Origin of the sequence: Mycobacterium sp. IEC1808 (assembly GCF_002101935.1) — a bacterium.
GTDB lineage: Bacteria > Actinomycetota > Actinomycetes > Mycobacteriales > Mycobacteriaceae > Mycobacterium.
Window position 1 is genome coordinate 40,903 of the sequence record NZ_LQPV01000039.1, and the last position, 25,945, is coordinate 66,847.

The following is a 25,945-nucleotide window of genomic DNA, read 5'->3' on the forward strand; positions in this document are numbered from 1 at the left end:
CGAAAGGATGAGGAAGCAAGGATGACGCTTGTCGACAGGTTTCGCGGCGCCGTGGCTCGCATGCCACGACGACTCGTGGTGGGGGCCGTTGGCGCGGCCCTGCTCTCGGGTCTGATTGGCGCCGTGGGGGGCTCGGCGACCGCCGGGGCGTTCTCGCGCCCGGGTCTGCCGGTGGAGTACCTGCAGGTTCCCTCGGCCGCTATGGGCCGCGACATCAAGGTTCAGTTCCAAAGCGGTGGGGCCAACGCGCCGGCGCTCTATCTGCTCGACGGCATGCGCGCGCAGGACGACTACAACGGCTGGGACATCAACACCCCGGCGTTCGAGTGGTACAACCAGTCGGGCATCGCCGTGGTGATGCCGGTCGGCGGGCAGTCCAGCTTCTACTCCGACTGGTATGCGCCCGCCTGCGGTAAGGCCGGCTGCACCACCTACAAGTGGGAGACCTTCCTGACCAGCGAGCTGCCGGCGTACCTGTCGGCCAACAAGCAGGTCCGGTCCACCAACAACGCGGCGGTCGGTCTATCGATGGCCGGCTCGTCGGCGCTGATCCTGGCCGCCTACCACCCGAACCAGTTCGTCTACGCCGGCTCGCTGTCGGCGCTGCTGGACCCGTCGCAGGGGATGGGCCCGTCGCTGATCGGGTTGGCCATGGGCGACGCGGGTGGCTACAAGACCAAGGACATGTGGGGCCCCAAGGAGGACCCCGCCTGGCAGCGCAACGACCCGTCGCTGCAGGTCGGCAAGCTGGTTGCGAACAACACCCGCATCTGGGTGTACTGCGGTAACGGCAAGCCGTCGGACCTGGGTGGCGACAACTTGCCCGCCAAGTTCCTCGAGGGCTTCGTGCGCAGCAGCAACTTGAAGTTCCAGGACGCGTACAACCAGGCCGGCGGCCACAACGCGGTGTGGAACTTCGACGCCAACGGCACCCACGACTGGCCCTACTGGGGCGCGCAGCTGCAGGCGATGAAGGGTGACCTGCAGTCGACGCTGGGCGCCACCCCGGGCGCCGGTCCGGCCACGGCCGCGGCCGCGGGAAACCAGGGCACAGGCACCGGCACCGGCACCTAGGAACGAGCAACGCGACTGACGGCGGCGACCCAATCGGGTCGCCGCCGTTGGTTTGCGCGCGGCGAGTGTGGCCTATATCACTACCCTGCTGACCGCCCCGACTGCCGCCCTGGCTAATGTGCAGACACAGCGACTAGACGATGGAGGGTGGACATGAGGGTCGTACGGGGTCTGTCAGCGCTTCTGCGGACGTTTGGCGTCATCGCACTGTCCGTCGGGTTGGGGGTGACCTTCGCCTTGCTGACGACCGCAACCGCCGGCAAGGCCAGGGCCGCGGGTTACGAAAGCCTGATGGTCCCGTCGGCGGCGATGGGCCGTGACATCCCGGTGGCCTTCCTGGCCGGCGGTCCGCACGCGGTGTATCTGCTGGACCCCTTCGACGCCGCCCCGGACGTCAGCAACTGGGTCACCGCCGGAAACGCGATGAATACCCTGGCCGGCAAGGGCATCTCGGTGGTGGCCCCCGCCGGCGGCGCCTACAGCATGTACACCAACTGGGAGAACGACGGCAGCAAGCAGTGGGACACGTTCCTGTCCAGCGAGCTGCCCAACTGGCTGGCCGCCAACAAGGGCTTGGCACCCGGCGGCCACGCCGCCGTCGGCGCCTCCCAGGGCGGCTACGCCGCGATGGCGCTGGCTTGCTTCCACCCCGACCGCTTCGGCTTCGCGGGTTCGCTGTCCGGTTTCCTGTACCCGTCGAACACCACGACGAACGGTTCGATCCTGGCCGGCCTGCAGCAGTTCGGCGGCGTTGACGGCAACGGCATGTGGGGTGCGCCGCAGTTGGGCCGGTGGAAGTGGCACGACCCCTGGGTGCACGCTTCCCTGTTGGCGCAGAACAACACCCGCGTGTGGGTGTGGAGCCCGACCACCGACGCGGCCAGCGATCCCGCCGCCATGATCGGCCAGGCCGGCGAGGCGATGGGCAACAGCCGGATGTTCTACCAGCAGTACCGCAGCGTCGGCGGGCACAACGGCCACTTCGACTTCCCCGGCGGCGGCGACAACGGGTGGGGCTCGTGGTCGGGTCAGCTGGGCGCCATGTCGGGCGACATCGTGGGCGCCATCCGCTAGGACGGCGAGGCCCAGGGTGCCGCGCGAAACGCCGGTACCGTGTAGGAAAGTGCAGCAGGGGGCGGGACGTCCGCTTGCCTGAAACCGAGCTGCGATCGACCGACTCTGCTAGCAGGAGACCATGACGACGAGCGCGCGGCGCAAGCGCCACCGGATCCTCGCCTGGATTGCCGCCCTTGCCGTGGCGGGCGTCGTGTTGCTGGTCGTGGTGGCCGTCATCACGCTGCTGCGCAACCGCGAATCGCCGCCCAGCGCCGTGCCCCCCGGCATCCTGCCGCCGCCCTCCACGTCGACCCACCCGCACAAGCCGCGACCGGCGTCCCAGGACGCCTCATGCCCTGAAGTGCAGCTGGTCAACGTCCCCGGCACCTGGGAGTCCGCCCCGCAGGACGACCCGCTCAACCCGGCGCAGTTCCCGAATGCGTTGCTGCACAAGGTGACAAACGAGATCTCCCAGCAGTTCCCGTCGTCGCGGGTGCAGACGTACACCACGCCCTACACGGCGCAGTTCCACAACCCGTTGAGCGGCGACACGCAGATGTCCTACAACGAAAGCCGGGCGGAAGGCACCCGCGCGACCGTCCAGGCGATGACCGACATGAACAACAAGTGCCCGCTGACCAGTTACGTGCTGATGGGCTTCTCCCAGGGCGCGGTCATCATCGGCGACATCGCCAGCGACATCGGCAACGGCCGCGGACCCGTCGACGACGACCTGGTGCTCGGTGTGACGTTGATCGCCGACGGCCGTCGCCAGGACGGGGTGGGCAACGACATCGGGCCCAACCCGCCGGGCGAGGGCGCCGAGATCACGCTGCACGAGGTGCCGGTGCTGTCCGGGCTCGGCCTGACCATGACGGGTGCGCGGCCGGGCGGCTTCGGCGCGCTGAACGGCAAGACGAACGAGATCTGCGCCCCGGGTGACCTCATCTGCGCGGCGCCGAACGAAGCGTTCAGCGTCGCCAAGCTGCCGGACACGTTGAACACCCTGGCCGGTGGCGCCGGGCAGCCGGTCCACGCGCTGTATGCCACGACGCAGTTCTGGAACCTCGACGGGGCGCCGGCGACCGATTGGACGCTGAATTGGGCCCGCGGGCTGATCGAAAACGCGCCGCATCCCAAACATGGGTGACTCCGCCGGATGACGATGCCGGGTCGGCCCGAGGAAGAGGCACTAGACACAGCCGCGACGTAGGCGAATCCGTGACGGTATCGGCGGTACCTTGTGATTTGGTCTGCCGCGGGGCGGCCCTTAACATTAAGAGAAAATTAAGAGCAATCAGCACTTGGTTGCGGTCCCGATCGGGGCCGAAGCTGGCGGGGACTGGCACGGACCGGCGCTCCCAGCCGGGTGTCGTGCACAGCCGGCTCGTGTATAGAGGACCAGTCGGCGAAGCCGGCAAGGCATTGAGTCGGCCAAGCCGACCGAGATGGTTGTGACAGGAGAAGACGGCATGGCGTACCACAACCCGTTCATCGTGAATGGGAAGATCAGGTTCCCGGACAACACGAACCTGGTTCGTCACGTTGAGAAGTGGGCGAAGGTTCGCGGCGAAAAGCTCGCCTATCGGTTCATCGACTACTCCACCGAGCGCGACGGCGAGTACCGCGACATCTCCTGGTCGGAGTTCAGCGCCCGCAACCGGGCCGTCGGCGCTCGCCTGCAACAGGTCACCCAGCCAGGCGACCGCATCGCCATTCTCTGCCCCCAGAACCTCAACTACCTGGTCGCGTTCTTCGGCGCGCTGTATGCCTGCAGGATCGCCGTGCCGTTGTTCGACCCGAGCGAACCGGGCCACGTCGGCCGTCTGCACGCCGTGCTCGACGACTGCACCCCGTCGACGATCCTGACCACCACCGAGGCCGCCGAGGGAGTCCGCAAGTTCATCCGCGCCCGCTCGGCCAAGGAGCGCCCGCGCGTCATCGCCGTCGACGCCGTGCCGAACGAGGTCGCCGCCACCTGGGAAGAGCCGGTGGCCGACGAGAACACCATCGCCTACTTGCAGTACACCTCCGGCTCCACGCGCACCCCGACCGGCGTGCAGATCACCCACCTGAACCTGCCGACCAACGTGCTGCAGGTGCTCAACGGCCTCGAGGGCAAAGAGGGCGACCGCGGGTTGTCCTGGCTGCCCTTCTTCCACGACATGGGCCTGATCACCGCGCTGCTGTCACCGGTGCTCGGCCAGAGCTTCACCTTCATGACCCCGGCCGCGTTCGTGCGGCGGCCGGGCCGGTGGATCCGGGAGATGGCGCGCAAGCCCGACGACGCCCCGGAGTGCGAGGTCTTCACCGTCGCGCCGAACTTCGCCTTCGAGCACGCCGCGGTGCGCGGCGCGCCCAAGGAAGGTGAGCCGCCCCTGGACCTGAGCAACGTGAAGGGCATCCTCAACGGCAGCGAGCCGGTGTCCCCGGCGTCGATGCGCAAGTTCTACGAGGCGTTCGCGCCGTACGGCCTGCGGAAGACGGCGATCAAGCCGTCCTATGGCCTGGCCGAGGCGACTTTGTTCGTCTCCACGACGCCGATGGACGAGCCGCCCCGGGTCATCCACGTCGACCGCGACGAGATGAACAACCAACGCTTCGTCGAGGTCCCCGCCGACGCGCCGAACGCGGTCCCCCAGGTGTCCGCCGGCATCATCGGTGTCGACGAGTGGGCCGTCATCGTCGATCCGGACACGGCCAGCGAGCTGCCGGACGGTCATGTCGGCGAGATCTGGCTGCACGGCAACAACCTCGGCACCGGGTACTGGGGCAAGGAAGAGGAAACCCAGCACACGTTCCGCAACATCTTGAAGTCCCGCATCAGCGAGTCGCACGCCGAGGGCGCCGCCGACGACGGGCTGTGGGTGCGCACCGGTGACTACGGCACCTACCACGACGGCCACCTCTATATCGTCGGCCGCATCAAGGACCTGGTCATCATCGACGGGCGCAACCACTACCCGCAGGACCTCGAGTACTCGGCGCAGGAAGCCAGCCGCGCGCTGCGCACCGGCTACGTGGCCGCCTTCTCGGTCCCGGCCAACCAGCTGCCCCAGGTCGTGTTCGACAACCCGCACGCCGGCATCAAGCACGACCCCGAGGACACCTCCGAGCAGCTCGTGATCGTCGCCGAGCGCGCCGCCGGCACGCACAAGCTCGACTACCAGCCCATCGCCGACGACATCCGCGCGGCCATCGCCGTGCGGCACGGCGTCACGGTGCGCGACCTGCTGCTGGTGCAGGCGGGAACCATTCCGCGCACCTCGAGCGGCAAGATCGGGCGCCGCGCCTGCCGCGCCGCCTACCTCGACGGAAGCCTGCGCAGCGGCATCGGTTCCCCGACCGCCTTCGCGGGCGCGAACGACTGAACCAGGAATCATGACTGACATAGACGAATCCCAGGAGAATCTGCCCGCCAAAAAGGCCGAGTTGACCGTCCCCGAGATGCGCCAATGGCTGCGCAACTACGTCGCCAAGGCCACCGGGCAGTCGCCCGATTCGATCGACGAGTCGGTGCCGATGGTCGAGCTGGGCCTGTCGTCACGCGACGCGGTGGCGATGGCCGCCGACATCGAGGACATGACCGGTGTCACGCTGTCCGTCGCGGTGGCGTTCCAGCATCCGACCATCGAGTCGCTGGCGACCCGGATCATCGAGGGCGAGCCCGAACCGGACCTGTCGGACGACGACGTCGTCGACTGGTCGCGCAAAGGCCCCGCCGAGCGCGTCGACATCGCCGTCGTGGGCCTGGCGACCCGGCTGCCCGGCGATATGAACAGCCCCGAGGAAACCTGGCAGGCGCTGATCCAGGGCCGCGACGCCATCACCGATTTGCCCGAGGGCCGCTGGGAGGAATTTCTCGACGAGCCGCGGCTGGCCGAGCGGATCGCCAAGGCCCGCACCAAGGGCGGCTACCTGAAGGACATCAAGGGCTTCGACTCCGAGTTCTTCGCGATCGCCAAGACCGAGGCCGACAACATCGACCCGCAGCAGCGGATGGCGCTGGAGCTGACCTGGGAGGCGCTCGAGCACGCGCGCATCCCGGCGTCGAGCCTGCGCGGCGAGGCGGTCGGCGTCTTCGTCGGCGTTTCCAACCATGACTACGGCTTCTTGGCCATCTCCGACCCGACCGCCGCGCACCCGTATGCGATCACCGGTAACTCACCGTCGATCATCGCGAACCGGGTGTCCTACTTCTACGACTTCCGTGGGCCTTCCGTCGCGGTCGACACCGCGTGCTCGAGCTCGCTGGTGGCGATCCACCAGGCGGTGCAGGCGCTGCGCAACGGCGAGGCCGACGTGGCGGTGGCCGGCGGCGTCAACGCGTTGATCACGCCCGCCGTGACGCTCGGTTTCGACGAGATCGGCGCGGTGCTGGCCCCCGACGGCCGGATCAAGTCGTTCTCCTCGGATGCCGACGGCTACACCCGCTCGGAGGGCGCCGGCATGCTGGTGCTCAAGCGGGTCGACGACGCCCGCCGCGACGGTGACCAGATCCTGGCCGTGATCGCCGGCAGCGCGGTCAACCACGACGGCCGATCCAACGGCCTGATCGCGCCCAACCAGGACGCCCAGGCCGACGTGCTGCGCCGGGCCTACAAGGACGCCGGCATCGATCCGCGCAACGTCGACTACATCGAGGCGCACGGCACCGGCACCGTCCTCGGTGACCCGATCGAGGCCGAGGCGCTGGGCCGCGTCGTCGGCAGGGGCCGCCCGGCCGACCGCCCGGCGCTGCTGGGTGCGGTGAAAACCAATGTGGGGCACATGGAGTCGGCCGCCGGCGCGGCCAGCATGGCCAAGGTGGTGCTGGCGCTGCAGCACGACAAGCTGCCGCCGTCGCTCAACTTCGCCGGGCCCAGCCCCTACATCGACTTCGACGCGATGCGCCTGAAAGTGATTGACAAGGCGACCGATTGGCCGCGCTACGGCGGCTACGCCTTGGCCGGGGTGTCCAGCTTCGGCTTCGGTGGGGCCAACGCGCACGTGGTGGTGCGCGAGGTCTTGCCCCGCGACGTGATCGAGAAGGAGCCGGAGCCGCAACCCGAGGCCAAGGCGGACGCCGAGGCGGCCTCGGAAACCGCTCAAGCGCCCACGTTCGAGGCGCACTCGCTGCGGTTCGACGACTTCGGCAACATCATCCCCGACGCCACCTCCGCGGCCGAGGAGGAAGAGCCCGACCTGCCGGAGGTCACGGAGGAGGCGCTGGAGCTCAAAGCCGCGGCACTGGAAGAGCTTGCGGCGCAAGAGCTTCCGCCACCGGTTATCCCACTCGTCGTGTCGGCGTTCCTGACCTCTCGCAAGAAGGCCGCGGCGGCGGAGCTCGCGGACTGGATGGAAAGCCCCGAGGGCCAGGCGTCGTCGCTGGAATCGATCGGCCGGTCGCTGTCGCGTCGCAACCACGGCCGCTCGCGCGCGGTGGTGCTGGCGCACGACCACGAGGAGGCCATCAAGGGCCTGCGCGCGATCGCCGAGGGCAAGCAGCGGCCGAACGTGTTCAGCGTCGACGGCCCGGTGAGCAACGGACCGGTGTGGGTGCTGGCCGGTTTCGGCGCACAGCACCGCAAAATGGGCAAGAGCCTGTACCTGCGCAACGAGGTCTTCGCCAAGTGGATCGAGAAGGTCGACGCGCTGGTCCAGGACGAGCTGGGCTACTCGGTGCTCGAGCTGATCCTGGACGACTCGCAGGACTACGGCATCGAGACCACCCAGGTGACCATCTTCGCGATCCAGATCGCGCTGGGCGAGCTGCTAAAGCATCACGGCGCCAAGCCCGCCGCCGTGGTCGGCCAGTCGCTGGGCGAGGCGGCGTCGGCGTACTTCGCCGGCGGCCTGTCGCTGCGCGACGCCACCCGGGCCATCTGCTCGCGCTCACACCTGATGGGCGAGGGCGAGGCGATGCTGTTCGGTGAGTACATCCGACTGATGGCGCTGGTGGAGTACTCCGCCGACGAGATCAAGACGGTGTTCTCCGACTACCCCGACCTGGAGGTGTGCGTCTACGCCGCACCCACCCAGACCGTCATCGGCGGACCGCCCGATCAGGTGGACGCGATCATCGCCCGGGCCGAGGCCGAGGGCAAGTTCGCCCGCAAGTTCCAGACCAAGGGTGCCAGCCACACCCAGCAGATGGATCCCCTGCTCGGGGAGCTGGCCGCGGAGCTGCAGGGCATCAAGCCGATGAGCCCGACGTGCGGCATCTACTCGACCGTGCACGAGGGCAGCTACATCAAGCCGGGCAGCGAGCCGATTCACGACGTGGACTACTGGAAGAAGGGGCTGCGTCATTCCGTCTACTTCACCCACGGAATCCGCAACGCCGTCGACAGCGGGCACACCACGTTCGTCGAATTGGCGCCCAACCCCGTTGCGCTGATGCAGGTCGGCCTGACCACGGCGGACGCCGGGCTGCACGATGCCCAGCTGATCCCGACGCTGGCCCGCAAGCAGGACGAGGTCGAGTCGATCATCTCGACGCTGGCCCAGCTCTACGTCTACGGCCACGACCTGGACCCGCGCACGCTGTTCACCCGGGCCTCGGGGCCGCAGGATTACGCGAACATCCCGCCGACCCGGTTCAAGCGCAAGGAGCACTGGCTCGACGTGCAGGTCGCCTCGGGCAGCGGCGCGATCATCATGCCGGGCAACCACGTCGCGCTGCCGGACGGCCGCCACGTGTGGGAGTACGCGCCCAAGGGCCTGACGGATCTGGCGTCGTTGGTGAAAGCCGCTGCGGCCGAAGTCCTTCCGGACGCCAAGTTGACCGCCGCAGAGGAACGCGCCAAGCCGGGGGAGGGGTCCCGGCTGGTGACCACCCTGACCCGGCACCCCGGCGGGGCGTCGGTCCAGGTGCACGCCCGCATCGACGAGTCGTTCACGCTCGTGTACGACGCGCTGGTGACCCGGGGCGGCGCCGAGTCCGTGCTGTCGGTTGCGGTCGGCGCGGGCACGGCGATCGAGGCCACCGAGGCGGCCGCACCGGAGGCTCCATCCGAAGGTCCGGAGCAGGAGGCGCTCACCGACAGCTTGACCAACCGGTACATGCCCGCCGGTTTCACCAAGTGGTCACCGGATTCCGGCGAGACCATCGCCGAGCGGCTCGGCGCCATCGTCGGCGCGGCCATGGGTTACGAGCCCGAGGACCTGCCGTGGGAGGTGCCGCTGATCGAGCTGGGTCTGGACTCGCTGATGGCGGTGCGGATCAAGAACCGAGTCGAATACGACTTCGACCTGCCGCCGATCCAGCTGACCGCGGTGCGCGACGCCAACCTCTACGCGGTTGAGAAGCTGATCGAGTACGCCGTCGAGCACCGCGACGAGGTGCAGCAACTGGCCGAGCACCAGAAGACGCAGACGGCCGAGGAGATCGCCAGGGAGCAGGCCGAATTGCTCAGCGGCGCGACGCCCGCGTCGGTCGTGGCGCCGGCTCCCGACCCGCAGGCGGAGCCGCAGACGCAGGCGCCCCCGGCGCAGGACCTTCCGATCCCGCCGCCGCCGACCAACCCGTCCGGACCCGCGGCCAACGGGACCAACGGCGGCCAGCCGAACCTGGCCGGGGCGGCCGAGGCGCTCAACCAGCAGGCGGTCGCCCAGGCGCTCAACTCCGACGTGCCGCCCCGCGACGCGGCCGAGCGGGTCGCGTTCGCCACGTGGGCGATCGTGACCGGCAAGTCCCCGGGCGGCATCTTCAACCCGCTGCCCAAGCTGGACGCCGACACCGCCGCCAAGATGGCGCAACGGCTTTCGGAGCGCGCCGAGGGCCCGATCACCGCCGAGGACGTGCTGGCGTCGGAGAACATCGAGGCGCTGGCCGAGAAGGTGCGCGAGCACCTGGAGGCCGGGGTGGTCGACGGTTTCGTGCGAACCCTGCGGGCGCGCCCGGAGGGCAGCACGCGGACGCCGGTGTTCGTGTTCCACCCGGCCGGCGGTTCGACGGTGGTCTACGAGCCGCTGCTCAACCGGTTGCCGGCGGACACGCCGATGTATGGTCTCGAGCGGGTCGAGGGCACGATCGAAGAGCGTGCGGCGCAATACGTTCCGAAGCTGATCGAGATGCAGGGCGACGGGCCCTACATCCTGGCCGGCTGGTCTCTGGGCGGCGTACTGGCCTACGCGTGCGCGATCGGGCTGAAGCGACTTGGCAAGGACGTCGAGTGGGTCGGCCTGATCGACGCGGTGCGCGCGGGCGAGGAGGTTCCGCAGACCAAGGAGGAGATCCGCAAGCGCTGGGATCGCTACGCCCGGTTCGCCGAGAAGACGTTCAACGTCACCATTCCGGAGATCCCCTACGAGCATCTCGAGCAGCTCGACGACGAGGGCCAGATCAAGTTCGTGTTGGAGGCGGTCAGTCAGAGCGGGGTGCAGATCCCGGCCGGGATCATCGAGCACCAGCGCACGTCGTACCTGGACAACCGGGCCATCGACACAGCCCAGATTCAGCCGTACGACGGGCACGTCACGCTCTACATGGCCGATCGCTACCATGACGACGCGATCATGTTCGAGCCGCGCTACGCCACCCGCAAGCCGGACGGCGGCTGGGGCGAGTACGTGTCCGACCTCGAGATAGTGCCGATCGGTGGCGAGCACATCCAGGCCATCGACGAGCCGATCATCGCCAAGGTCGGCGCGCACATGACCCAGGCGCTGAACAAGATCGATGCCGAACGGCAGCAGGACAAGTCCGAACAGGTTAGGTAGGCAAGTAGTGACGGAGACCGTGCCAGCTCCAGCGCCCGTTCAGCACACCACTGCGGAGAAGTTGGCCGAGCTGCACGCTCGCCTCGAACTCGCCAAGGAGCCCGGCGGCGAGAAGGCGGCCGCCAAGCGCGACAAGAAGGGCATCCCGAGTGCCCGCGCGCGGGTGCACGCGCTGGTCGATCCCGGCACCTTCTTCGAAGTCGGGGCGCTGGCCAAGACACCGAACGACCCGAACGCGCTCTACGGGGACGGGTGCGTCACCGGCCACGGCATGATCGACGGCCGCCCGGTCGGGGTGTTCTCCCACGACCAGACCGTGTTCCAGGGCACCGTCGGCGAGATGTTCGGCCGCAAGGTGGCCCGGCTGATGGAATGGTGCGCGATGGTCGGGTGCCCGATCATCGGCATCCAGGACTCCGGCGGCGCCCGCATCCAGGACGCGGTGACCTCGTTGGCGTGGTACGCCGAGCTGGGCCGGCGCCACGAGGCTTTGAGCGGGTTGGTGCCGCAGATCTCCCTCATCTTCGGCAAATGCGCTGGGGGAGCGGTGTATTCGCCGATCCAGGACGACCTGCTCGTCTCGGTGCGTGACCAGGGCTACTTCTTCGTGACGGGACCCGACGTGATCCGGGAGGTCACCGGCGAGGACGTCACCCTCGACGAGCTCGGCGGCTCCGACGCGCAGGCCCGCTACGGCAACATCCACCAGGTCGTCGACTCCGAGGCCGAGGCGTTCCAGTACGTGCGCGATTTCCTGTCGTTCCTGCCGTCCAACTGCTTCGACAAGCCGCCGATCGTCAACCCCGGCCTGGAGCCGGAGATCACGCCGACGGATCTGGAGCTCGACTCGATCGTGCCGGACTCCGACAACATGGCCTACGACATGCACGAGATCCTGCTGCGGATCTTCGACGACGGCGACTTCCTCGAGGTCGCCGCCCAGCACGGGCCGGCCATCATCACCGGGTACGCCCGGGTCGACGGGCGCCCGGTCGGCGTGGTCGCCAACCAGCCGATGCACCTGTCCGGGTCCATCGACAACGAGGCCTCCGACAAGGCGGCCCGGTTCATCCGGTTCTGCGACGCGTTCAACATCCCGCTGGTCTTCGTCGTGGACACGCCGGGCTTCCTGCCGGGCGCGGAGGAGGAGAAGCGGGGCATCATCAAGCGCGGCGGCCGGTTCCTGTACTCGGTCGTCGAGGCCGACGTGCCGAAGGTGACGATCACGATCCGCAAGTCCTATGGTGGCGCGTACGCCGTGATGGGCTCCCGGCAGCTGACCGCGGACTTCAACTTCGCCTGGCCGACCGCCCGCATCGCCGTGATCGGCGCCGAGGGCGCCGCGCAGCTGCTGATGAAGCGGTTCCCCGACCCGACCACGCCCGAGGCGCAGCAGATCAAGAAGGACTTCATCGAGGGCTACAACCTCAACATGGCGATCCCGTGGACCGCCGCCGAGCGGGGCTTCATCGACGCGGTCATCGACCCGCACGACACCCGGCTGCTGCTCCGCAAGTCGATGCACCTGCTGCGCGACAAGCAGTTGTGGTTCCGCGTCGCCCGCAAGCACGGCCTGATCCCGGTCTAGGTCTGCTCGCCAGTCGCTAGCGCGAGCTAGTCGATCAGCGACTGCGTGCCGAGGACGATCGCCAGGGCGAGACGCTCGGCGTCTTCGGTGCCGGGTTCAGCGGTGTAGATCATGATGCGAGTGTCGTCTGCCGCGACGATTAGCGTGTCACAGTCCAGTGTGATGCGCCCGACGTCGGGGTGCTCGATGATTTTGCGCCGGCCCAAGTCTTGCTGCGGTGCCGCCGCGCCGGATTCCCAGAGTTCGACGAAGCGCGGGCTGTGCGCGCCGAGGTCGCGAATGAGCTGCTTCAACCGCTGATCGGTGGGATACCGGGCCGCGGTCAACCGCAGGTCGGCAACCAAACCCGCCTCCAATTGGGCCTTCTGCTCCTTGCTGTGAACGACGCGAGTGCCGAGATCGGTGAGGTTGCGCCACAAGCTGTTTCGTTCGTTTCCCCGCCAAGTCGTCGTCGGGCCCATCAGGGCGTCGTACGGCGCGTTGGCGATGAGCAGGGTCCAGGTGGCGTCGTAAACGGCGACGGGGGTATGGGCCAGGCGATCGAGGATGCGTTGCAGGCTCGGCGGGACACGGGACGACACCAGGTCGCGTCCGGGAGCGGCATGCCCGGCCAATCGGAACAGGAGGTCGCGCTCGGCGTCGGACACCCGCAAGGCCCGGGCGAGTGACTCCACCACTTGGGTCGACGGGGAGATGGCCCGGCCTTGTTCGAGCCTGGTCAGGTAGTCCACCGAGATACCGGCCAGCGCCGCGAGCTCTTCTCGGCGCAGCCCCGCCGCGCGTCGTCGGCCGCCGACGGGGACGCCGACGGCCGACGGTGTGACGCGGTCGCGCCAGTTACGCACCGTCCGCCCGAACTCCCAGGAGGCCATCTCCTTACTCTGCGCGACGAGGCCGGCCCGGGAAAGGACTTTTCCTGGCACTGGCAGTCCTACGAAAACCGGACGACTGCATCCCGCTGCCTAACCGGCCGAGACTGAAAACCATGAACTCGAACGCATCCGGCACGGTGCTCATCAGCGGCCCGACAGGAGGACTGGGCAAGGCGGCGACGTTGGCGATCGCGGGTCGGCCCCCGTCCGAACGCCCCGATCTGCTGCTGGTCGGCAGGCCCGGTCGCGCACTGACCGAGGTGGCCGACGCGGCGCGGGCGAGGGGTTCGACCGTGTATGAGATCGGCTGCGACCTCGCCAGGCTGTCCGACGTGCGTGACGCGGGGCGCGCGGTGAAGGACCTGCTGTCAGCCGGTGCAATGCGCCCGCTGCGCGGATTGGTAGCCAACGCCGGGCTGATGGTCGCTGATACCCACCACGCGTCCGCGGACGGATACGAACTGACCTTCGCCGTCAACTACCTCGCGCACGCCCAGCTCATCGGCGACCTCCTCGACTCGTTCGCCGTCCCCGCGCGCATCGTGTTACTCGGGTCAAACACCTACCACCAGAACGTGTTTCGGCGGATGCTGCGCGTTCTTCCGGCGCAATGGCGCGATCCGCTCGAGCTGGCCCGCCCCCTCGCGCCCGACGTGCCGTCGACCTTCGAGCAGTGCGGGATTGCCTACTCGAATTCCAAGCTCGCGCTGTTGTACTACGCCCACGAACTGCAGCGCCGCGTCGACGCCACCAACCCGGGTATATCGGTGAGCGTCTTCGAGCCGGGATTCATGCCGGGCACGGGGATTAGTCGAGCGCATGGCCGCACTATGCAACGGGTGGGACGCGTCATCGAGCGGATCCCCGGCGTGTCGTCGCCCACTCGGTCCGGTCCGGCGCTGGCCTCGGTTCTCCTCGACGAGCATTGGGCGCACCTGCGAGCCGGCGCGTTCGTCGTGAAAAATCAAGAGCGCCAGGTGAAACCGTTCGCGCAGGACACCCAGCGGGAAGCGCGACTGTGGGAGGCGACGACCGACCTGCTCGACTTGGCACGCCGGTAGAACGTCGGCAGGTCAGCGCCGAGCGTGAAATTTGCGACGCAACACGCCGATTGGGCGTCGGGTAACTCACACTGGACGCGAGAACGCCCCGTCCACCAACTCGTCGAAACGCTCCAGCGCCTCATCGGTTTCGTCCTCGATGCCGCGCAGCGGGCCCCGGTCGGCGAGGTAGCGCCGGGCGTACTGCCGGGCGACGAGCGCCTTGCGGTCACCGCCGCGGGTCTCCCGTTCCCACGCGGCCTGCTCGGTGAGCAACGCGCCCGCGTAGACGTCGCCCATGAACTGCGCCAGCGGGAACAGCCGCGCCTCGGCCACCTCCCGGTCGAGCTTGCTCCACGCCGTGATCGCCGCGTCCAGATCCTCAATGCGCCCGGCCACCAGGCGCGTCGTCTCGTCGTCGTCGGAAACCGACACGGCGTCGCGCAGCCGCGCCAGCAGCGTCTCGTGCGCGCGGGACTGCTCGATGCCGCGCCGCACGTCGAGGCACAAAATGTTGTCGGGGCCCTCCCAGATCGTGTTCACCTGCGCGTCGCGCAGCAGCCGGGCCACCGGCCACGTCTCGATATAGCCGTTGCCGCCGTGGATTTCGATCGCGTCGGACGCCGCGGTGATGCCCAGCCGGCACACCTTGAGCTTGGTGACGGGCACCGCGATGCGCTGGCGCATACCGCGGGGCTGGCGATGGTTGGCGGCGCCGGTGCCGTCGAAGACGAGCGCGAGCGCCGCCTCGACGTCCACGATCATCTCGGCGAGCTTGCGCCGCATCAGCGGCTTGTCGATGAGCGCCCCGCCGAACGCGTGCCGCTGGCGGGCGTAACACAGCGATTCCACCAGGGCGCGACGGGCATTGGCGAGACCGAACAGGGCGATGCCGAGGCGCGCGGCGTTGGTCAGCTCCATCATGCGGCCCAGCCCCTTGCCGTCGGATGGCCCCGCGTCCGAGCTGGGTTCGTCGGACAGCAGGAACGCCTCCGCGTCGACGAACTCGACCTCGCCCGAGGCCACCGACCGGGTGCCGAGCTTGTCCTTGAGTCGCCGCACCCGCACCCCGTTGCGCGAACCGTCGCGGCGGTTGCGCAGCACGAGAAAATTCGCGACACCGCGCGAACTGTCCGGGGCGCCTTCCGGTTTGGCCAGCACGACGAACGCCTCGCCCGCGCAATTGGACGCGAACCACTTGAACCCGTTGAGGATCCAGGCGTCACCGGCGCGCGTCGCCGTCGTCTCCAGCGCACCCAGATCGGAGCCGCCGGTGCGTTCGGTCAGCAACTGCGCCGTCTCGCCCGCCCACTCGCCGGAGGCGAACTTGGCCAGCACGTGCTCGCGCACGTCGGCCGGCGCGTAGGCGGCCACCAGCGACTGGACCATGCCGCCGCCGGTGCCGAGGGCGCACCCCATCCCGATGTCGGCCTGGTTGAGCAGGTAGTTGGACGCGAAGAGAGCGAGCCCCGAGCTGACCTTGGCGGCCCGCGCGTCGCTGCGCAGGGCCTGCTGGGCGTCCAGCACCGCGCGCTTGGACTGCGTGAAAGACGCCGGCATGACCACCTGGCTGACGTCGTGTCCCCACCGGTCGTAGCGCTCCAGCCGCGGAGGGTTGCGGTCGGTCTCCTCGGCCCACCGCGCCACCGGGCCGCCCATCAGCTCGCCCATGCCCGCCAAATGGGGCTCCACCACGGCCAATTCGTCGGGTTGTAGGTAGTAGGCCATCGTGAACTGCAGGGTCGGATCGGTGCGATACCAGTTCAGGCCCACCGCACCTCGGTAGTTTTCGGTCCGGTAGCGCCGCGACTTTTCCACGGTGGAGAATGGCAGCCGGTCCACGCCCTCTGACCCGTACTGCGGGTCGTATTCGCTCATGCCGCGACGGTATTACCCCGGCGCCGGTCCCGCCACGAAAATCAGGCGGAAATTGCCGATCCGGATCTCGTCACCGTTGGTCAGCACCGCCGTGTCGACGGGCTTGCGGTTGAGGTAGGTCTTGTTCAGGCTGCCCAGGTCGACGACGTGGAATTTGCCGTGCTCCCTTCGGAATTCGGCGTGCCGGCGGCTGACGGTGATGTCGTCGAGGAAGATGTCGCTGGCGGGATGCCGGCCGGCGGACATCACCGGCCGATCCAGCTGGTACTGCGAGCCGGCGTTGGGACCCCGCTTCACGATGAGCATGCCGACGCCGCTCTGCAGCGTTTGCATGTCCTCCACCACCGCCTCGGCGACCGCGTCAAAATCGTCGGTGCGCAGCGGCGAGGCGAGGTGCCCCGTCGTTTCGTCGGGCGCGGGCTCGGTCACGCGGCGCGCCGAAGATCGGGGTTCGTCGTGGCCCCCTGGAGCTTTGACTTGTCGGCGACCGGGGTCCAGCCGGCGTAGGTCAGATACAGTCCGACCAGTGCTAAGGCCACGCAGGCCGCCACCCACCAGCCTTGCTCGCCGATCATCCGGTTGGCCGCCGCCACGAAAGCCTGGGGAAAGGCGAACAGGAGCAGCCCGCGCAGGGTGATCAGCCATCCCAGCAGGGAGACGGTGATCGCCGCGGCGCCGTGCCAGTAGGGATGCGCGGCGACGACGAAGAGACCGAACAGCAGGATGAACGCGCCGGTCACCCACGTCCACAGCGAATTCGCCTCGAACTGCGACAGCAGGGTCTGCATGTCGGAGGCCCGGGCGACGGCCGTGGCGTCGACGATGACCAGGAACGGACCCAACGCGCGGGCGAACAGCCGCGTCCGAGCCTGCGTTGAAGCATCCATGATCGTGCCTCCGTTCCAGACTCCTGTATCGGACCATCCGGCCGAACGCCGAGATAGGGACCGAAGTCCCGTCCGTCCGGGGCGTTCGTCCCCGCTGCCCCTTCCCCGAAAGCCGGGCGCGGCGCATGATCGGCTCAGAAGCTGACGATCGAGGGGAGTCGATGATGAAAGCCCACGTAGGTGATTGGCTCGTGATGAAGGGCACGACGACTGAGTTGGCAGATCAGTGGGGCGAGATCACGGAGGTGCGCGGGCCCGACGGCGCGCCGCCGTACGTGGTGCGTTGGAAGGCCAATGGCCACGTGGCCACCGTGTTCCCCGGCTCCGACGCGCTGGTCGTCGGCGCGGCCGACCTGAGCCCGGCCGAAAAGGCTTATACCGGCACGAGGAATTCGGACGTATAGAACTCGGCCGGGTTTTGGGAGTTCGGGTTTGCCCGCTCGACAATCACCCACACGCCCGCCGTGCCCGGCCGAATGCTGTCCGCAACCGTCACGGTCGCGTTGCCGGCCGCATCGGTGTCCATTCCGCTAAAGGCGGTGCCCGGGTCGCCGGGACCACAGGTCGCCGACGACGGGCGGGGCTCCCCAATCAGGCCGACGTCGAAATGGGTGCCCGGCTCGTTGGGAATTGTCACGTGCACCTGAGCGACGGCCCTCGACCCCGAGGTGCTTATGACGGCCGAACCGTCACCAAGTATCGCCCGCGGCACCGTCGGCGCCGTGGTCACCAGGCTGAAATCGCAACGCCGCTCGGAGCTGTCCAGCGCGACCCGGGTGCCGCTTTCGGCAGTCGCGGCGGCGATTTCGAATGTCGCCGCCGGGAAGATCGCCACGGTCATAGCCGCGGCACAAGTCCCTAAGCGTGTCAGCGTGTGCATCGGGTCACCTTTTTAACGGTTGTGTTAGTTACCTCACAGGGGAAGTGGTTATTGACCAGCGGCGCGCGAAATTAAACATTTGCTGCGGAATTACTCCAACGTAAATTCTGCGCGGGCTATTTGACTAATGGCGAATTAATGGCGGGCGAGCGTAAAACCGTTTAATTACGGCTTGATTCGGATCGGTCCCGGCGACCACAACCCGCTGCGGGTCGCGGTGCCCAGGTCCAGTTGCGCGGGATGCGCGTCGGCGATGGTGTCGAACTTGCGCAGCGAGCCCCAGTCGCGGCCCCAGTCCCGGGACAGGTAGGTGGACATCACGTGGGCCCGCAGCAGCAGGTCCGTGATGCCCAGCAGGCCGCCGTTCACCCCGTCCTCCCAGGTGTCGGTGTCCTGCTTCTTGGCGTTGTAGTCCGGCGTGATGCGGAACTTCGGGATCTCAGTGACTCCGTAAGCGTGCAGCATCGGATGCTGGCACGGGAACGCCAGGCCCACCGCCCAGTCCATCAGCACCGGCTGCGACGAGCCGACATACTCCTGCAGGGACCGCAGTTCCGGCACCCGCGGCGGGGTGACCGCGATCCAGTCGTCCGGCGTCAGCGAGAGGTCCTCGGCGACCACACGCACCGCGACCGCGTCGGCGGCCATCTTGTCCCGGGCGAAGCGCAGGTTGCGCCACGCCTTAGGCTGCTCGCCGTTCAGGTCGTAGGGCACCAGCCGCCCGGACGGCACGATCTCACCGCCGGGCCCGGGCCGGCCGTATTCGAGCACCACGGTCTGCCCGCTGGTGTGCCCGTGCAACACGCTGTTGCCGGCGATGGTCCCGGCGGCGGTCACCACCAGCAGGGGATGCCCGTCGTCGGGCTTGGGCAGCTGATACCACGCCGAGGTCAGCCTGCTCTGCTGCTGGGCGCCGGTGGTGTAACTGCCGGCCAGCGGAACCTGGTCGGGGTTGAGGCCGTACGGCAGGGGAACCAGGGACCCGTTGATTCCCGGCGCCTTCAGCTTGGTCGGCGCGCGCCAGTCGTAGGCATACCAGTCGTAATCGGTGCCGGGCTGCGGCACCGCCGTCTCCTGAACCGCCTCGGCCACGGTGTGATCGGGCACGCCGTTGGGGGTGAACCCCGTTGGGTTGACGCCGCCGAGCGGGCCGAGCGGACCGTAATCGCCCGGAAGCGGCGCCATGAAGCCGGCGTTGCTGTCCGGCTCGACGAGCACGTCGTCGGCCAGCGCGCAGCCGCCGGCGAATTCACGCAAGTTGTCCCAGCCGTTGGAGTAGGTGGGGTACTGACGCACGATCCCGGCAACCATCGAGGCGATGAACACCACCACCATGAACCCGGCCGCGATCGGCACCGGCGCGGCCGTCACCGCCCGCGCCAGACGACCCTCGCCGTGTTCGCGCGACGCAAAATGCAGCCAGAAAGCCCAGATCGCCGTGATTGCGAACAGGACGAAAAAGACCGTGCTGACGCTGATTCCGGCGAACCTCGGCATGACGTTGTTGAACGGGACGCCGTAACTGGAGACGTACCACCAGCCGTTGGTGGTGGCGAAGCACAGCGCCAGCAGGAACAGCACGGCGGCAGTGAACGCCATCCGGTTGCGCGACCAGCGCAGCACCTTCGGCGAAACCAGCACCGTCGTCAGCGCAGCCACCGCGGCGCCCACCGCGGCGAACAGCCCGAAGTGGTGCACCCACTTGGTGGGCGTGAACATCAGGAAGAACATGGTGGCGAAGATGACGCCCATCAGCCGCCACGCCGGGCCGCGGGCCACCCCCGGGATTCGCTTGCGCCGCAACATGATGAACACGGCGGTGAACAGGCACAGCGCGCTGATCAGGAAGCCGAACCGGCGCGACAGCGAGCCGTCGACGGTCGGCAGGATGAGGTAGTAGTAGCGCAGGTTCTCGGTGTACCAGGCCTGGCTGGGCCCGATCGCCGTGCGAATCCTGGTGGCCTCCAACACCGTTGACAGCGTCTGGTCGGCGAACACCACGGTGAGGATGACTGTGCCGGCCGCCAGCATCGGGGCCACCAGCGGCCAGGTGCCGACCAGGCGGTGCCTGCGCACCAGAATCCGCAGGATCGGCCGGCCGCCGGCGACCAGGGCGGCCACCGCGATCAGGCCGGTGGGCTGCACGCCGAGCGTGAAGGCCGCGGTGATGACCGCCAACGCCGCCGGCGTCAGCCGCGAGGCGCACATCGAGCGCTCGATCAGCACGTAGGTGATCAGCGAACCCAGCGCGATGATCGGCTCGGGACGCAGCCCGTTGTTGAACGGCATCCACCCGGTCAGCAGGACCATGCCGGCCGCCCAGTTGGCGGCGGTGCTCGACGTCACCGCCGGCCCCAGCCGCGGCAGCACCTCACGCGACAGCAGCAGCCAGCACACCAATCCCGCGACCAGGTCGGGCAGCCGCATCCACAGGCTGCCGTCGCTTACGTGGGTCATCAGCGCCAGCAGGTTGTAGTACCAGCCGAACGGGTCCTCCGGGCTGCCGAACCAGCGGAAGTAGTTGGACATGTAGCCGGCGTGGTCGGCGACCCGGGCCATGCCGAGGATGTAGCCGTCGTCGGAGGAATTGGCGCCGATCAGATGCCACAGCAGGAAGACGAAGATCACCGTGGCGTCGACGAGGGTGAACTTGCGCCAGCGCGTCGGGATCAACCGATGCATGCGCCGGCCGTCGAGCTGGTCGAGGCGCCACAGCGCGATCAGCGCCACGATCGTGGACACGATCGCCAGCACCATCGCGGTCAGCTTCAAAGTCGTTGGCGTGGTGGAGAACCGGGTGTCGATGGTCGCCGAGAACCGCAGGCCCGGCGGCGCCGGACCGGTCAGGTCCGTGAACACGCCCACGATCTGCGGGCGCAGGTTGGGATCGGGGAACCCACCGCGCACCGGCTTGCCCGCCGGATCGGTCAACCCGACGAAGGTGGCGAACGTGCCGGCGAGCGTCGACGTGATCTCAATGCGCTGGCACTGCGGCGACGCAGCCTGATCACGGGGCACGCTGGCAATGACCACATTGCGGTCGGTCACGTCGACGCGCTGGCTGCTGACGACCACGAACAGCGCGTTGAGCGCGGCATCCTTACCCTTCTTGGGCGCGGTGCTCAGCACCACCCCACCCTCGGGCGGCAAGCTACGCACCACCGAGCACGGCACGGTCACCGACACGTCGACCGGCGTCAGCGAAATCAGCGGCGCCGTAACGTTGTTCAACTGGCCGTTTTGCGGCCAGTTCAGCATCGCGGTGGTCTGCACGACGGGCAGCAGCGGCGTGGCGACCGAGAGCACGAAACCGATCAGGCCCGCGATCGTCGCGACCCAGCGCGTCACCCGCACGTCCCGAACGGCGTCCGACGCCGGGGTGGCCACCGGGCGTTCGTGGTCGGTCACGCTCATGGCAGCGCCCTGACGGGTCCCGGGCGGCTCCAGCCGCCAACGGTGGTCACGCCCTGGTCAACGACGGCTACCGGCGCCTGATCGGCCGGCACCAGCGCGTGATACTGCTCGACCGATCCCCAGTCGCGATACCAGTCGCCGCGCAGGTAGGTCGAGATCGTCGAGGTGCGCAGCATCGCCTGGGTGATCAAGAACGGACCGCCCGTCTCGCTGGCCTCCCAGCCGTTGGACGACGACGCCGTCTGTTTGTGATCGGGCAGGATGCGGTACTGCGGAAGTTCGGCCACGCCAAGGTGTTCGGAGAACGGCCGCTGGCAGGGGAAGTTGGCGGCGGTCGCGATGTCCATCAGGAGCGGGGCCTGCGACCCGATCAGCTGCTGCAGCGTCTGCAGCACCGGCACGCGCGGGGGCGTGAACGAGAACCACTGCTCGGAACTCAGATTGGGGTCGTAGGCGACGATGCGTGCCACGTTAGCCTCCGGCGGCGCCCAGGCCAGCGGGAACCTCAGGTTGCGCCACGCCGGCTCCGGACCGATGTCGATCGGCTGCACCTCACCGAGCGGCTGGGTGCTGCCGTCGGGGCGACTAACCCCCCATTGCAGTTTGAGCGACTGCCCGTAGGTGAAGGTGCCGTCCTCCTTGTAGGACCAGATGGCGCCGGCGGCCGAGACCACCACCAGCGGCCGGTCGCCCGTTCGCGGCGGCAGTTGGTACCAGGACGACGTGGCGGTGGCGGCCAGCGAGTTCTCGCCGTAGCTGCCCATCACCGGGGTGCGGGCCGGATCCAGGCCGAACGGCAGCGCCGCGTGTGACCCGTTGATTCCGGCCGGGCCCTTCCCGCCGGCGGTGCCGGCGGAGTCACTCATGGCGGCGTTGGGCTTATTCGGCGAGGCGTCGGAATTCACCACCCCCGGCTTGGTGACCACGGGGTTCGACCTCAGGTCCTCGCCCACCCCCTCGGGTTTGAAGCCGACCGGGTTCAGGCCGCCGAGCGGTCCGTCGGGCCCGAACGTCTGCCCCGGAACCGGTTGCAGCAAACCGGCATTGGGATCGGGCTCGGTCAACACGTCGTCGGCCATGGCGCAGCTGGTTTTCGACAGGCCCGAGGTGATCGCGGCGAGGTTGGCCTTGCCGGTGGTGTAGAGCGGGTAGCGGACCACTGCCCCCTTGGCCAGCGAGCCGACCTCGCCCAGCACCATGATTGTGGCCACCACCAGCAGCGGCGTGGAGGCCAGCACGCGGTTGCGCCGGCTGTCCTTGACCTCGGTGTGCCCGGCGTAGTCCATCCGGAAGTGCTGCCAGGCGCCCAGCAGCCCGGTCAGGATCGACAGCGTCAGGAACATCGACGTCACCGGGTGGCTGGCGATGACGGGCTGGATGTCCCACCACGGCACCCCGTAGTTGCCGACGTAGAACCAGCCGTTGACCCCGGATGTCGCGACCGCCAGCACGAACAGCAGCGCCGTCACGTACAGCGTCAGGTTGCGGCGGTTGTGCAGCCCGATGCGGGCGAACGCGAACGCGGTGAGCGCACCGAGCGGGGCGGCCAGCCCGGCGAACGCGCCGAACTGCACGGCCCACTTCGTCGGGGTGAACGTCAGCAGCAGCAGGCCGACCGCGGTGGTGCCGATCAACCGCCATGCCGGTCCGCTGGCCACACCCTGGACCCGCCCGCGGCGCAGCAGCACCACCAGCATGACGAACAGGCAAAGCAGCAGCACCAGCACGGCGAAGCGCCGCGCCATCGACCCGTCGGGGTTGGACTCCACCGTGAGGAAGTAGTAGCGCAGCCAGTCTTGGTACCAGGCGATCGTCGGGCCGACCTTGTACTTGATGCGGGCCGACTCGGCGACCGTGGCCAGCGTCTGGCTGCGGAACACCACGACGGTGATCAGCGACAGCGACGCCGCCAACACCATCAGCGGGGCCAGCAGCCCGTCGGTCGCCCGGCGGCGCCGGATGGTCTGGGCGATGGCCCGGGCCCCGGTCAGCAGCGCGGCGACGGCGATCAGGCCCTGCGGAGCCAGCGTCGCGGTCAGCATCGCGACGATGATCGCGACCGCCGCCGGAGCCAGCCGGCCCAGCGCGATGGCGCGTTCCACCAGCACCCAAGTCACGATCACGCCCAGCGCGATGATCGGCTCCGGTCGCAGGCCGTTGTTGAACGGCAGCCAGGCGGCCAGGAAGACCGCACCGGCGGTCAATACCGCCACCCGGTTGCCCGCCAGGCCGCCGCGGCCTGGCCCCAGCCGCCGCAGCACCCAGTGTCCGATGATCAGCCAGCAGGCGATTCCGGCGAGGGTGGCCGGGAGCCGCATCCACACACCGGCCGTGCTGACCGCGGCCAGCTTGGCCAGCACCGCGAGATACCAGTCGAACGGCGCGTCCGTCGTCCCGAAGTACCGGTAGTAGTCGACGACGTACCCGGCCTGCGGGGCGACCCGCGCGATGGTCAGGTTGTAGCCGTCGTCCGACGACGTCGCGCCGATGACGTGCCAGACCAGCAGCGTTCCGATCACGCCGACGTCGGCGAGCCAGGTCGCGGCCCCGACGCGGGCCCAATGGAACCGCGGGCGATACCGGGATTGCCGGCCGCGCCGATCCAGCACCGCCATCGCGGCGATGGCGGTCAGGACCGCCAGGGTCCCCACGGCCATCACCAGGGTCTTGAGCGTCGTGGGCGCGGTGATGAACCGGGTGTCGACGTCGACGCGGGCCGACAGTCCCGGCTGCGGCTGCACCTTCAGGTCGGTGAAGATGCCGCCGACCTGAGGCTTCTTCTCCGAGGGCAGCGTCCCCGTCGCGCCGGGGATCCCGATGAAGTCGGCTCCGACCGCGCCCGCGTCGGCCCACATGTGCAGGACGCTGCAGGCGCCGGCGGCGACGGCCGCGCGCTTGGCCACCGCGGCCACGGTGTCGCGGAACGCGACGACGACGATGTCCTTGCCGGCACGCACGAAAAGCCCGTTCTTGCCGGTGTCCACGCCACCGACCGGCAGCGTCGACACGACCAGTCCGCCGCTGGGCGGCAGCGTGGCGATCGCCGCACACGGGATCGAGATGTCCAGCGCCCGCGGCGCCCCCGACACCAGCGGGGCGGTGATCTGCGTGACGTGCCCGTCGGCAACGCCCTGAGGCCACAGCACCGTCGCCGTCGTCTGCCTCACCGGAAGCAACGGGACGACGAGGCACAGCAGCAGACCCGCGAGACCCGCGACCACGGCGATCAGCCGCGGGACGCGCAGCGATCGCTCATTCCGGTCGGGGGGCACGAGGCTCGATCGTAAGGGACGCCGCTTAGTGCGATTCGGACGCAGGGCCGCCTTGACGGCGCGCTAATTTGCCGCGCCCGGGCTGCGAAATAGACTCTCGTTTCAAGAACGGCCCCGATAACCCAGGAGGCTGGCAGCGCGATGACGAACACAGGTCTCGGGTTTGGCGTCTTGGGACCGTTGCTGATGACCAGCCACGGGGTGCGGGTGCCGGTGGGGGCGCCCAAGCAACGGGCGGTCCTCGCCATGCTTCTGATCAACCGCAACCGGCCGGTTTCCGTCGATTCCTTGATCAACGCGGTGTGGGACGAGGATCCGGTGCCGGCCGCGCGCACCAGCATCCAGGCCCACATCTCGAACCTGCGCCGGTTGCTGCGCGACGCCGGGGCCGACCCGTACCAGGTGCTGGCGAGCGCCCCGCCGGGATACCAGCTCAGCGTCGCCGACGCCGACTGCGACCTAGGGCGCTTCATGGCCGCGAAGCTCGCGGGAAGTCAGGCCGCCGCGGCGGGACGCTTCGAGGACGCCAGCCGGCAGTTCTCGCTGGCGCTGGGCGAATGGCGCGGGCCGGTGCTCGACGACCTGCGCGACTACGCCTTCGTCGACGCCTTCGCCACCGCCCTGATGGAAGAAAACGTGGCCACCCACACCGCCCGCGCGGAGGCCGAGATCGCCTGCGGACGCGCCGGCGAGGTCATCGGAGAGCTGGAGGCGCTCACCGCCGAGCATCCCTACCGCGAACCGCTGTGGGCGCAGCTGATCACCGCCTACTACGTCACCGAGCGCCAGTCCGACGCGCTCGGCGCCTACCGTCGGCTGAAGACGGCCCTGGCCGAGGGGCTCGGCATCGACCCCGGCCGCACCGTGAGCGCGCTGCACGAGCGGATCCTGCGGCAGGAGCCGTTGGGGTTGCGGCGGGCCGACCTGACCACCCACAAGCGCGGCGCCTACAAGCAGGAGTCGACGACCGCGGGGATCCAACTGGCCGAATCCGCCCTCGCCCGGCTGATCGACCAGACCGGGCGGGCTCACCCGCTGACCGGCGCGACCACCAGGATCGGACGGTTCACCGACAACGACATCGTCCTCGACGACACCGACGTCAGCCGCCACCACGCCGTCATCACCGACGTCGGAACGGGTTTCATGATGACCGACCTGCGGTCCACCAACGGGGTGGAGGTGGGAGGCCAGCGCATCCGCGGCAGCGCCCCCCTGGCCAACGGCGACCGCATCCGCATCGGCGGCCACGAGTTCACCTTCGAAGTCGGCCCGGGCTGA

The 25,945-nt window shown here is 68.8% G+C and carries 16 protein-coding genes; 9 read left to right on the forward strand and 7 right to left on the reverse strand.

The window, feature by feature from the left end; all coding sequences use genetic code 11:
- The first annotated feature begins 21 nt into the window (after positions 1-21).
- The 6 genes from AWB92_RS20645 to AWB92_RS20670 all read left to right on the forward strand — a co-directional run bounded on the left by AWB92_RS20645 (position 22) and on the right by AWB92_RS20670 (position 12,421).
- Positions 22-1,074, forward strand: coding sequence for an alpha/beta hydrolase family protein (locus AWB92_RS20645; protein ID WP_085188949.1), 1,053 nt, complete (start codon positions 22-24; stop codon positions 1,072-1,074).
- A 153-nt stretch (positions 1,075-1,227) separates the two neighbouring features.
- Positions 1,228-2,148, forward strand: coding sequence for an alpha/beta hydrolase family protein (locus tag AWB92_RS20650; protein ID WP_085188951.1), 921 nt, complete (start codon positions 1,228-1,230; stop codon positions 2,146-2,148).
- A 121-nt stretch (positions 2,149-2,269) separates the two neighbouring features.
- The gene (locus AWB92_RS20655) at positions 2,270-3,280 is read left to right on the forward strand and encodes a cutinase family protein (protein ID WP_085188953.1); all 1,011 of its coding nucleotides are present in this window, start codon (positions 2,270-2,272) and stop codon (positions 3,278-3,280) included.
- A 322-nt stretch (positions 3,281-3,602) separates the two neighbouring features.
- A complete protein-coding gene (fadD32, locus tag AWB92_RS20660; RefSeq protein WP_085188955.1) occupies positions 3,603-5,501 on the forward strand; it encodes a long-chain-fatty-acid--AMP ligase FadD32 in 1,899 nt (632 codons plus the stop codon).
- Between the two features lie 10 nt (positions 5,502-5,511).
- Positions 5,512-10,833, forward strand: a complete 5,322-nt coding sequence (gene pks13 / locus AWB92_RS20665; protein WP_085188957.1) for a polyketide synthase Pks13 — start codon at positions 5,512-5,514, stop codon at positions 10,831-10,833.
- Positions 10,793-12,421, forward strand: a complete 1,629-nt coding sequence (locus tag AWB92_RS20670) for an acyl-CoA carboxylase subunit beta (protein WP_241523533.1) — start codon at positions 10,793-10,795, stop codon at positions 12,419-12,421. The genes pks13 and AWB92_RS20670 overlap by 41 nt, the downstream gene beginning before the upstream one ends.
- Positions 12,422-12,447: 26 nt before the next feature.
- On the opposite strand, the gene AWB92_RS20675 is transcribed toward AWB92_RS20670, so the two are convergent.
- Positions 12,448-13,344 carry a helix-turn-helix transcriptional regulator gene (locus tag AWB92_RS20675; RefSeq protein ID WP_241523534.1) on the reverse strand — a complete coding sequence of 299 codons (897 nt, stop codon included), beginning with the start codon at positions 13,342-13,344 and terminating at the stop codon, positions 12,448-12,450.
- Between the two features lie 62 nt (positions 13,345-13,406).
- Between AWB92_RS20675 and AWB92_RS20680 the strand changes: the two genes are divergently transcribed.
- Positions 13,407-14,354, forward strand: a complete 948-nt coding sequence (locus AWB92_RS20680) for an SDR family NAD(P)-dependent oxidoreductase (RefSeq protein ID WP_085188961.1) — start codon at positions 13,407-13,409, stop codon at positions 14,352-14,354.
- Between the two features lie 66 nt (positions 14,355-14,420).
- On the opposite strand, the gene AWB92_RS20685 is transcribed toward AWB92_RS20680, so the two are convergent.
- The 3 genes from AWB92_RS20685 to AWB92_RS30195 are packed head-to-tail and all read right to left on the reverse strand — an operon-like array spanning position 14,421 to position 17,098.
- Positions 14,421-16,211, reverse strand: a complete 1,791-nt coding sequence (locus AWB92_RS20685) for an acyl-CoA dehydrogenase family protein (RefSeq protein WP_085188963.1) — start codon at positions 16,209-16,211, stop codon at positions 14,421-14,423.
- A gap of 12 nt (positions 16,212-16,223) precedes the next feature.
- Positions 16,224-16,592, reverse strand: a complete 369-nt coding sequence (locus AWB92_RS30190) for an FHA domain-containing protein (RefSeq protein ID WP_277622314.1) — start codon at positions 16,590-16,592, stop codon at positions 16,224-16,226.
- Between the two features lie 44 nt (positions 16,593-16,636).
- Positions 16,637-17,098 (reverse strand): hypothetical protein, encoded by a 462-nt coding sequence (locus AWB92_RS30195; protein WP_085188965.1) that lies wholly within the window; start codon positions 17,096-17,098, stop codon positions 16,637-16,639.
- Positions 17,099-17,262: 164 nt separating this feature from the next.
- Between AWB92_RS30195 and AWB92_RS20700 the strand changes: the two genes are divergently transcribed.
- Positions 17,263-17,502 carry a DUF1918 domain-containing protein gene (locus AWB92_RS20700; RefSeq protein ID WP_085189063.1) on the forward strand — a complete coding sequence of 80 codons (240 nt, stop codon included), beginning with the start codon at positions 17,263-17,265 and terminating at the stop codon, positions 17,500-17,502.
- On the opposite strand, the gene AWB92_RS20705 is transcribed toward AWB92_RS20700, so the two are convergent.
- The 3 genes from AWB92_RS20705 to AWB92_RS20715 form a co-directional block, all read right to left on the reverse strand.
- A complete protein-coding gene (locus AWB92_RS20705; protein WP_085188967.1) occupies positions 17,472-17,978 on the reverse strand; it encodes a hypothetical protein in 507 nt (168 codons plus the stop codon). The two genes, AWB92_RS20700 and AWB92_RS20705, sit on opposite strands and share 31 nt — an antisense overlap.
- A 165-nt stretch (positions 17,979-18,143) precedes the next feature.
- A complete protein-coding gene (locus tag AWB92_RS20710) occupies positions 18,144-21,392 on the reverse strand; it encodes an arabinosyltransferase domain-containing protein (RefSeq protein ID WP_085188969.1) in 3,249 nt (1,082 codons plus the stop codon).
- Positions 21,389-24,664, reverse strand: coding sequence for an arabinosyltransferase domain-containing protein (locus AWB92_RS20715; protein ID WP_085188971.1), 3,276 nt, complete (start codon positions 24,662-24,664; stop codon positions 21,389-21,391). Before AWB92_RS20715 ends, AWB92_RS20710 begins: the two co-directional genes overlap by 4 nt.
- 141 nt (positions 24,665-24,805) lie before the next feature.
- Here AWB92_RS20715 and AWB92_RS20720 point away from each other — a divergent pair, with 141 nt between their 5' ends.
- The gene (locus AWB92_RS20720; RefSeq protein WP_085188973.1) at positions 24,806-25,945 is read left to right on the forward strand and encodes a BTAD domain-containing putative transcriptional regulator; all 1,140 of its coding nucleotides are present in this window, start codon (positions 24,806-24,808) and stop codon (positions 25,943-25,945) included.

Bases quoted from the DNA above. Each gene is read 5' to 3' on its own strand.
- AWB92_RS20645 (WP_085188949.1), top strand. From the start codon at position 22: ATGACGCTTGTCGACAGGTTTCGCGGCGCCGTGGCTCGCATGCCACGA.
- AWB92_RS20650 (WP_085188951.1), top strand. From the start codon at position 1,228: ATGAGGGTCGTACGGGGTCTGTCAGCGCTTCTGCGGACGTTTGGCGTC.
- AWB92_RS20655 (WP_085188953.1), top strand. From the start codon at position 2,270: ATGACGACGAGCGCGCGGCGCAAGCGCCACCGGATCCTCGCCTGGATT.
- fadD32 (WP_085188955.1), top strand. From the start codon at position 3,603: ATGGCGTACCACAACCCGTTCATCGTGAATGGGAAGATCAGGTTCCCG.
- pks13 (WP_085188957.1), top strand. From the start codon at position 5,512: ATGACTGACATAGACGAATCCCAGGAGAATCTGCCCGCCAAAAAGGCC.
- AWB92_RS20670 (WP_241523533.1), top strand. From the start codon at position 10,793: ATGCCGAACGGCAGCAGGACAAGTCCGAACAGGTTAGGTAGGCAAGTA.
- AWB92_RS20680 (WP_085188961.1), top strand. From the start codon at position 13,407: ATGAACTCGAACGCATCCGGCACGGTGCTCATCAGCGGCCCGACAGGA.
- AWB92_RS20685 (WP_085188963.1), bottom strand. From the start codon at position 16,211: ATGAGCGAATACGACCCGCAGTACGGGTCAGAGGGCGTGGACCGGCTG.
- AWB92_RS30195 (WP_085188965.1), bottom strand. From the start codon at position 17,098: ATGGATGCTTCAACGCAGGCTCGGACGCGGCTGTTCGCCCGCGCGTTG.
- AWB92_RS20700 (WP_085189063.1), top strand. From the start codon at position 17,263: ATGAAAGCCCACGTAGGTGATTGGCTCGTGATGAAGGGCACGACGACT.
- AWB92_RS20705 (WP_085188967.1), bottom strand. From the start codon at position 17,978: ATGCACACGCTGACACGCTTAGGGACTTGTGCCGCGGCTATGACCGTG.
- AWB92_RS20710 (WP_085188969.1), bottom strand. From the start codon at position 21,392: ATGAGCGTGACCGACCACGAACGCCCGGTGGCCACCCCGGCGTCGGAC.
- AWB92_RS20720 (WP_085188973.1), top strand. From the start codon at position 24,806: ATGACGAACACAGGTCTCGGGTTTGGCGTCTTGGGACCGTTGCTGATG.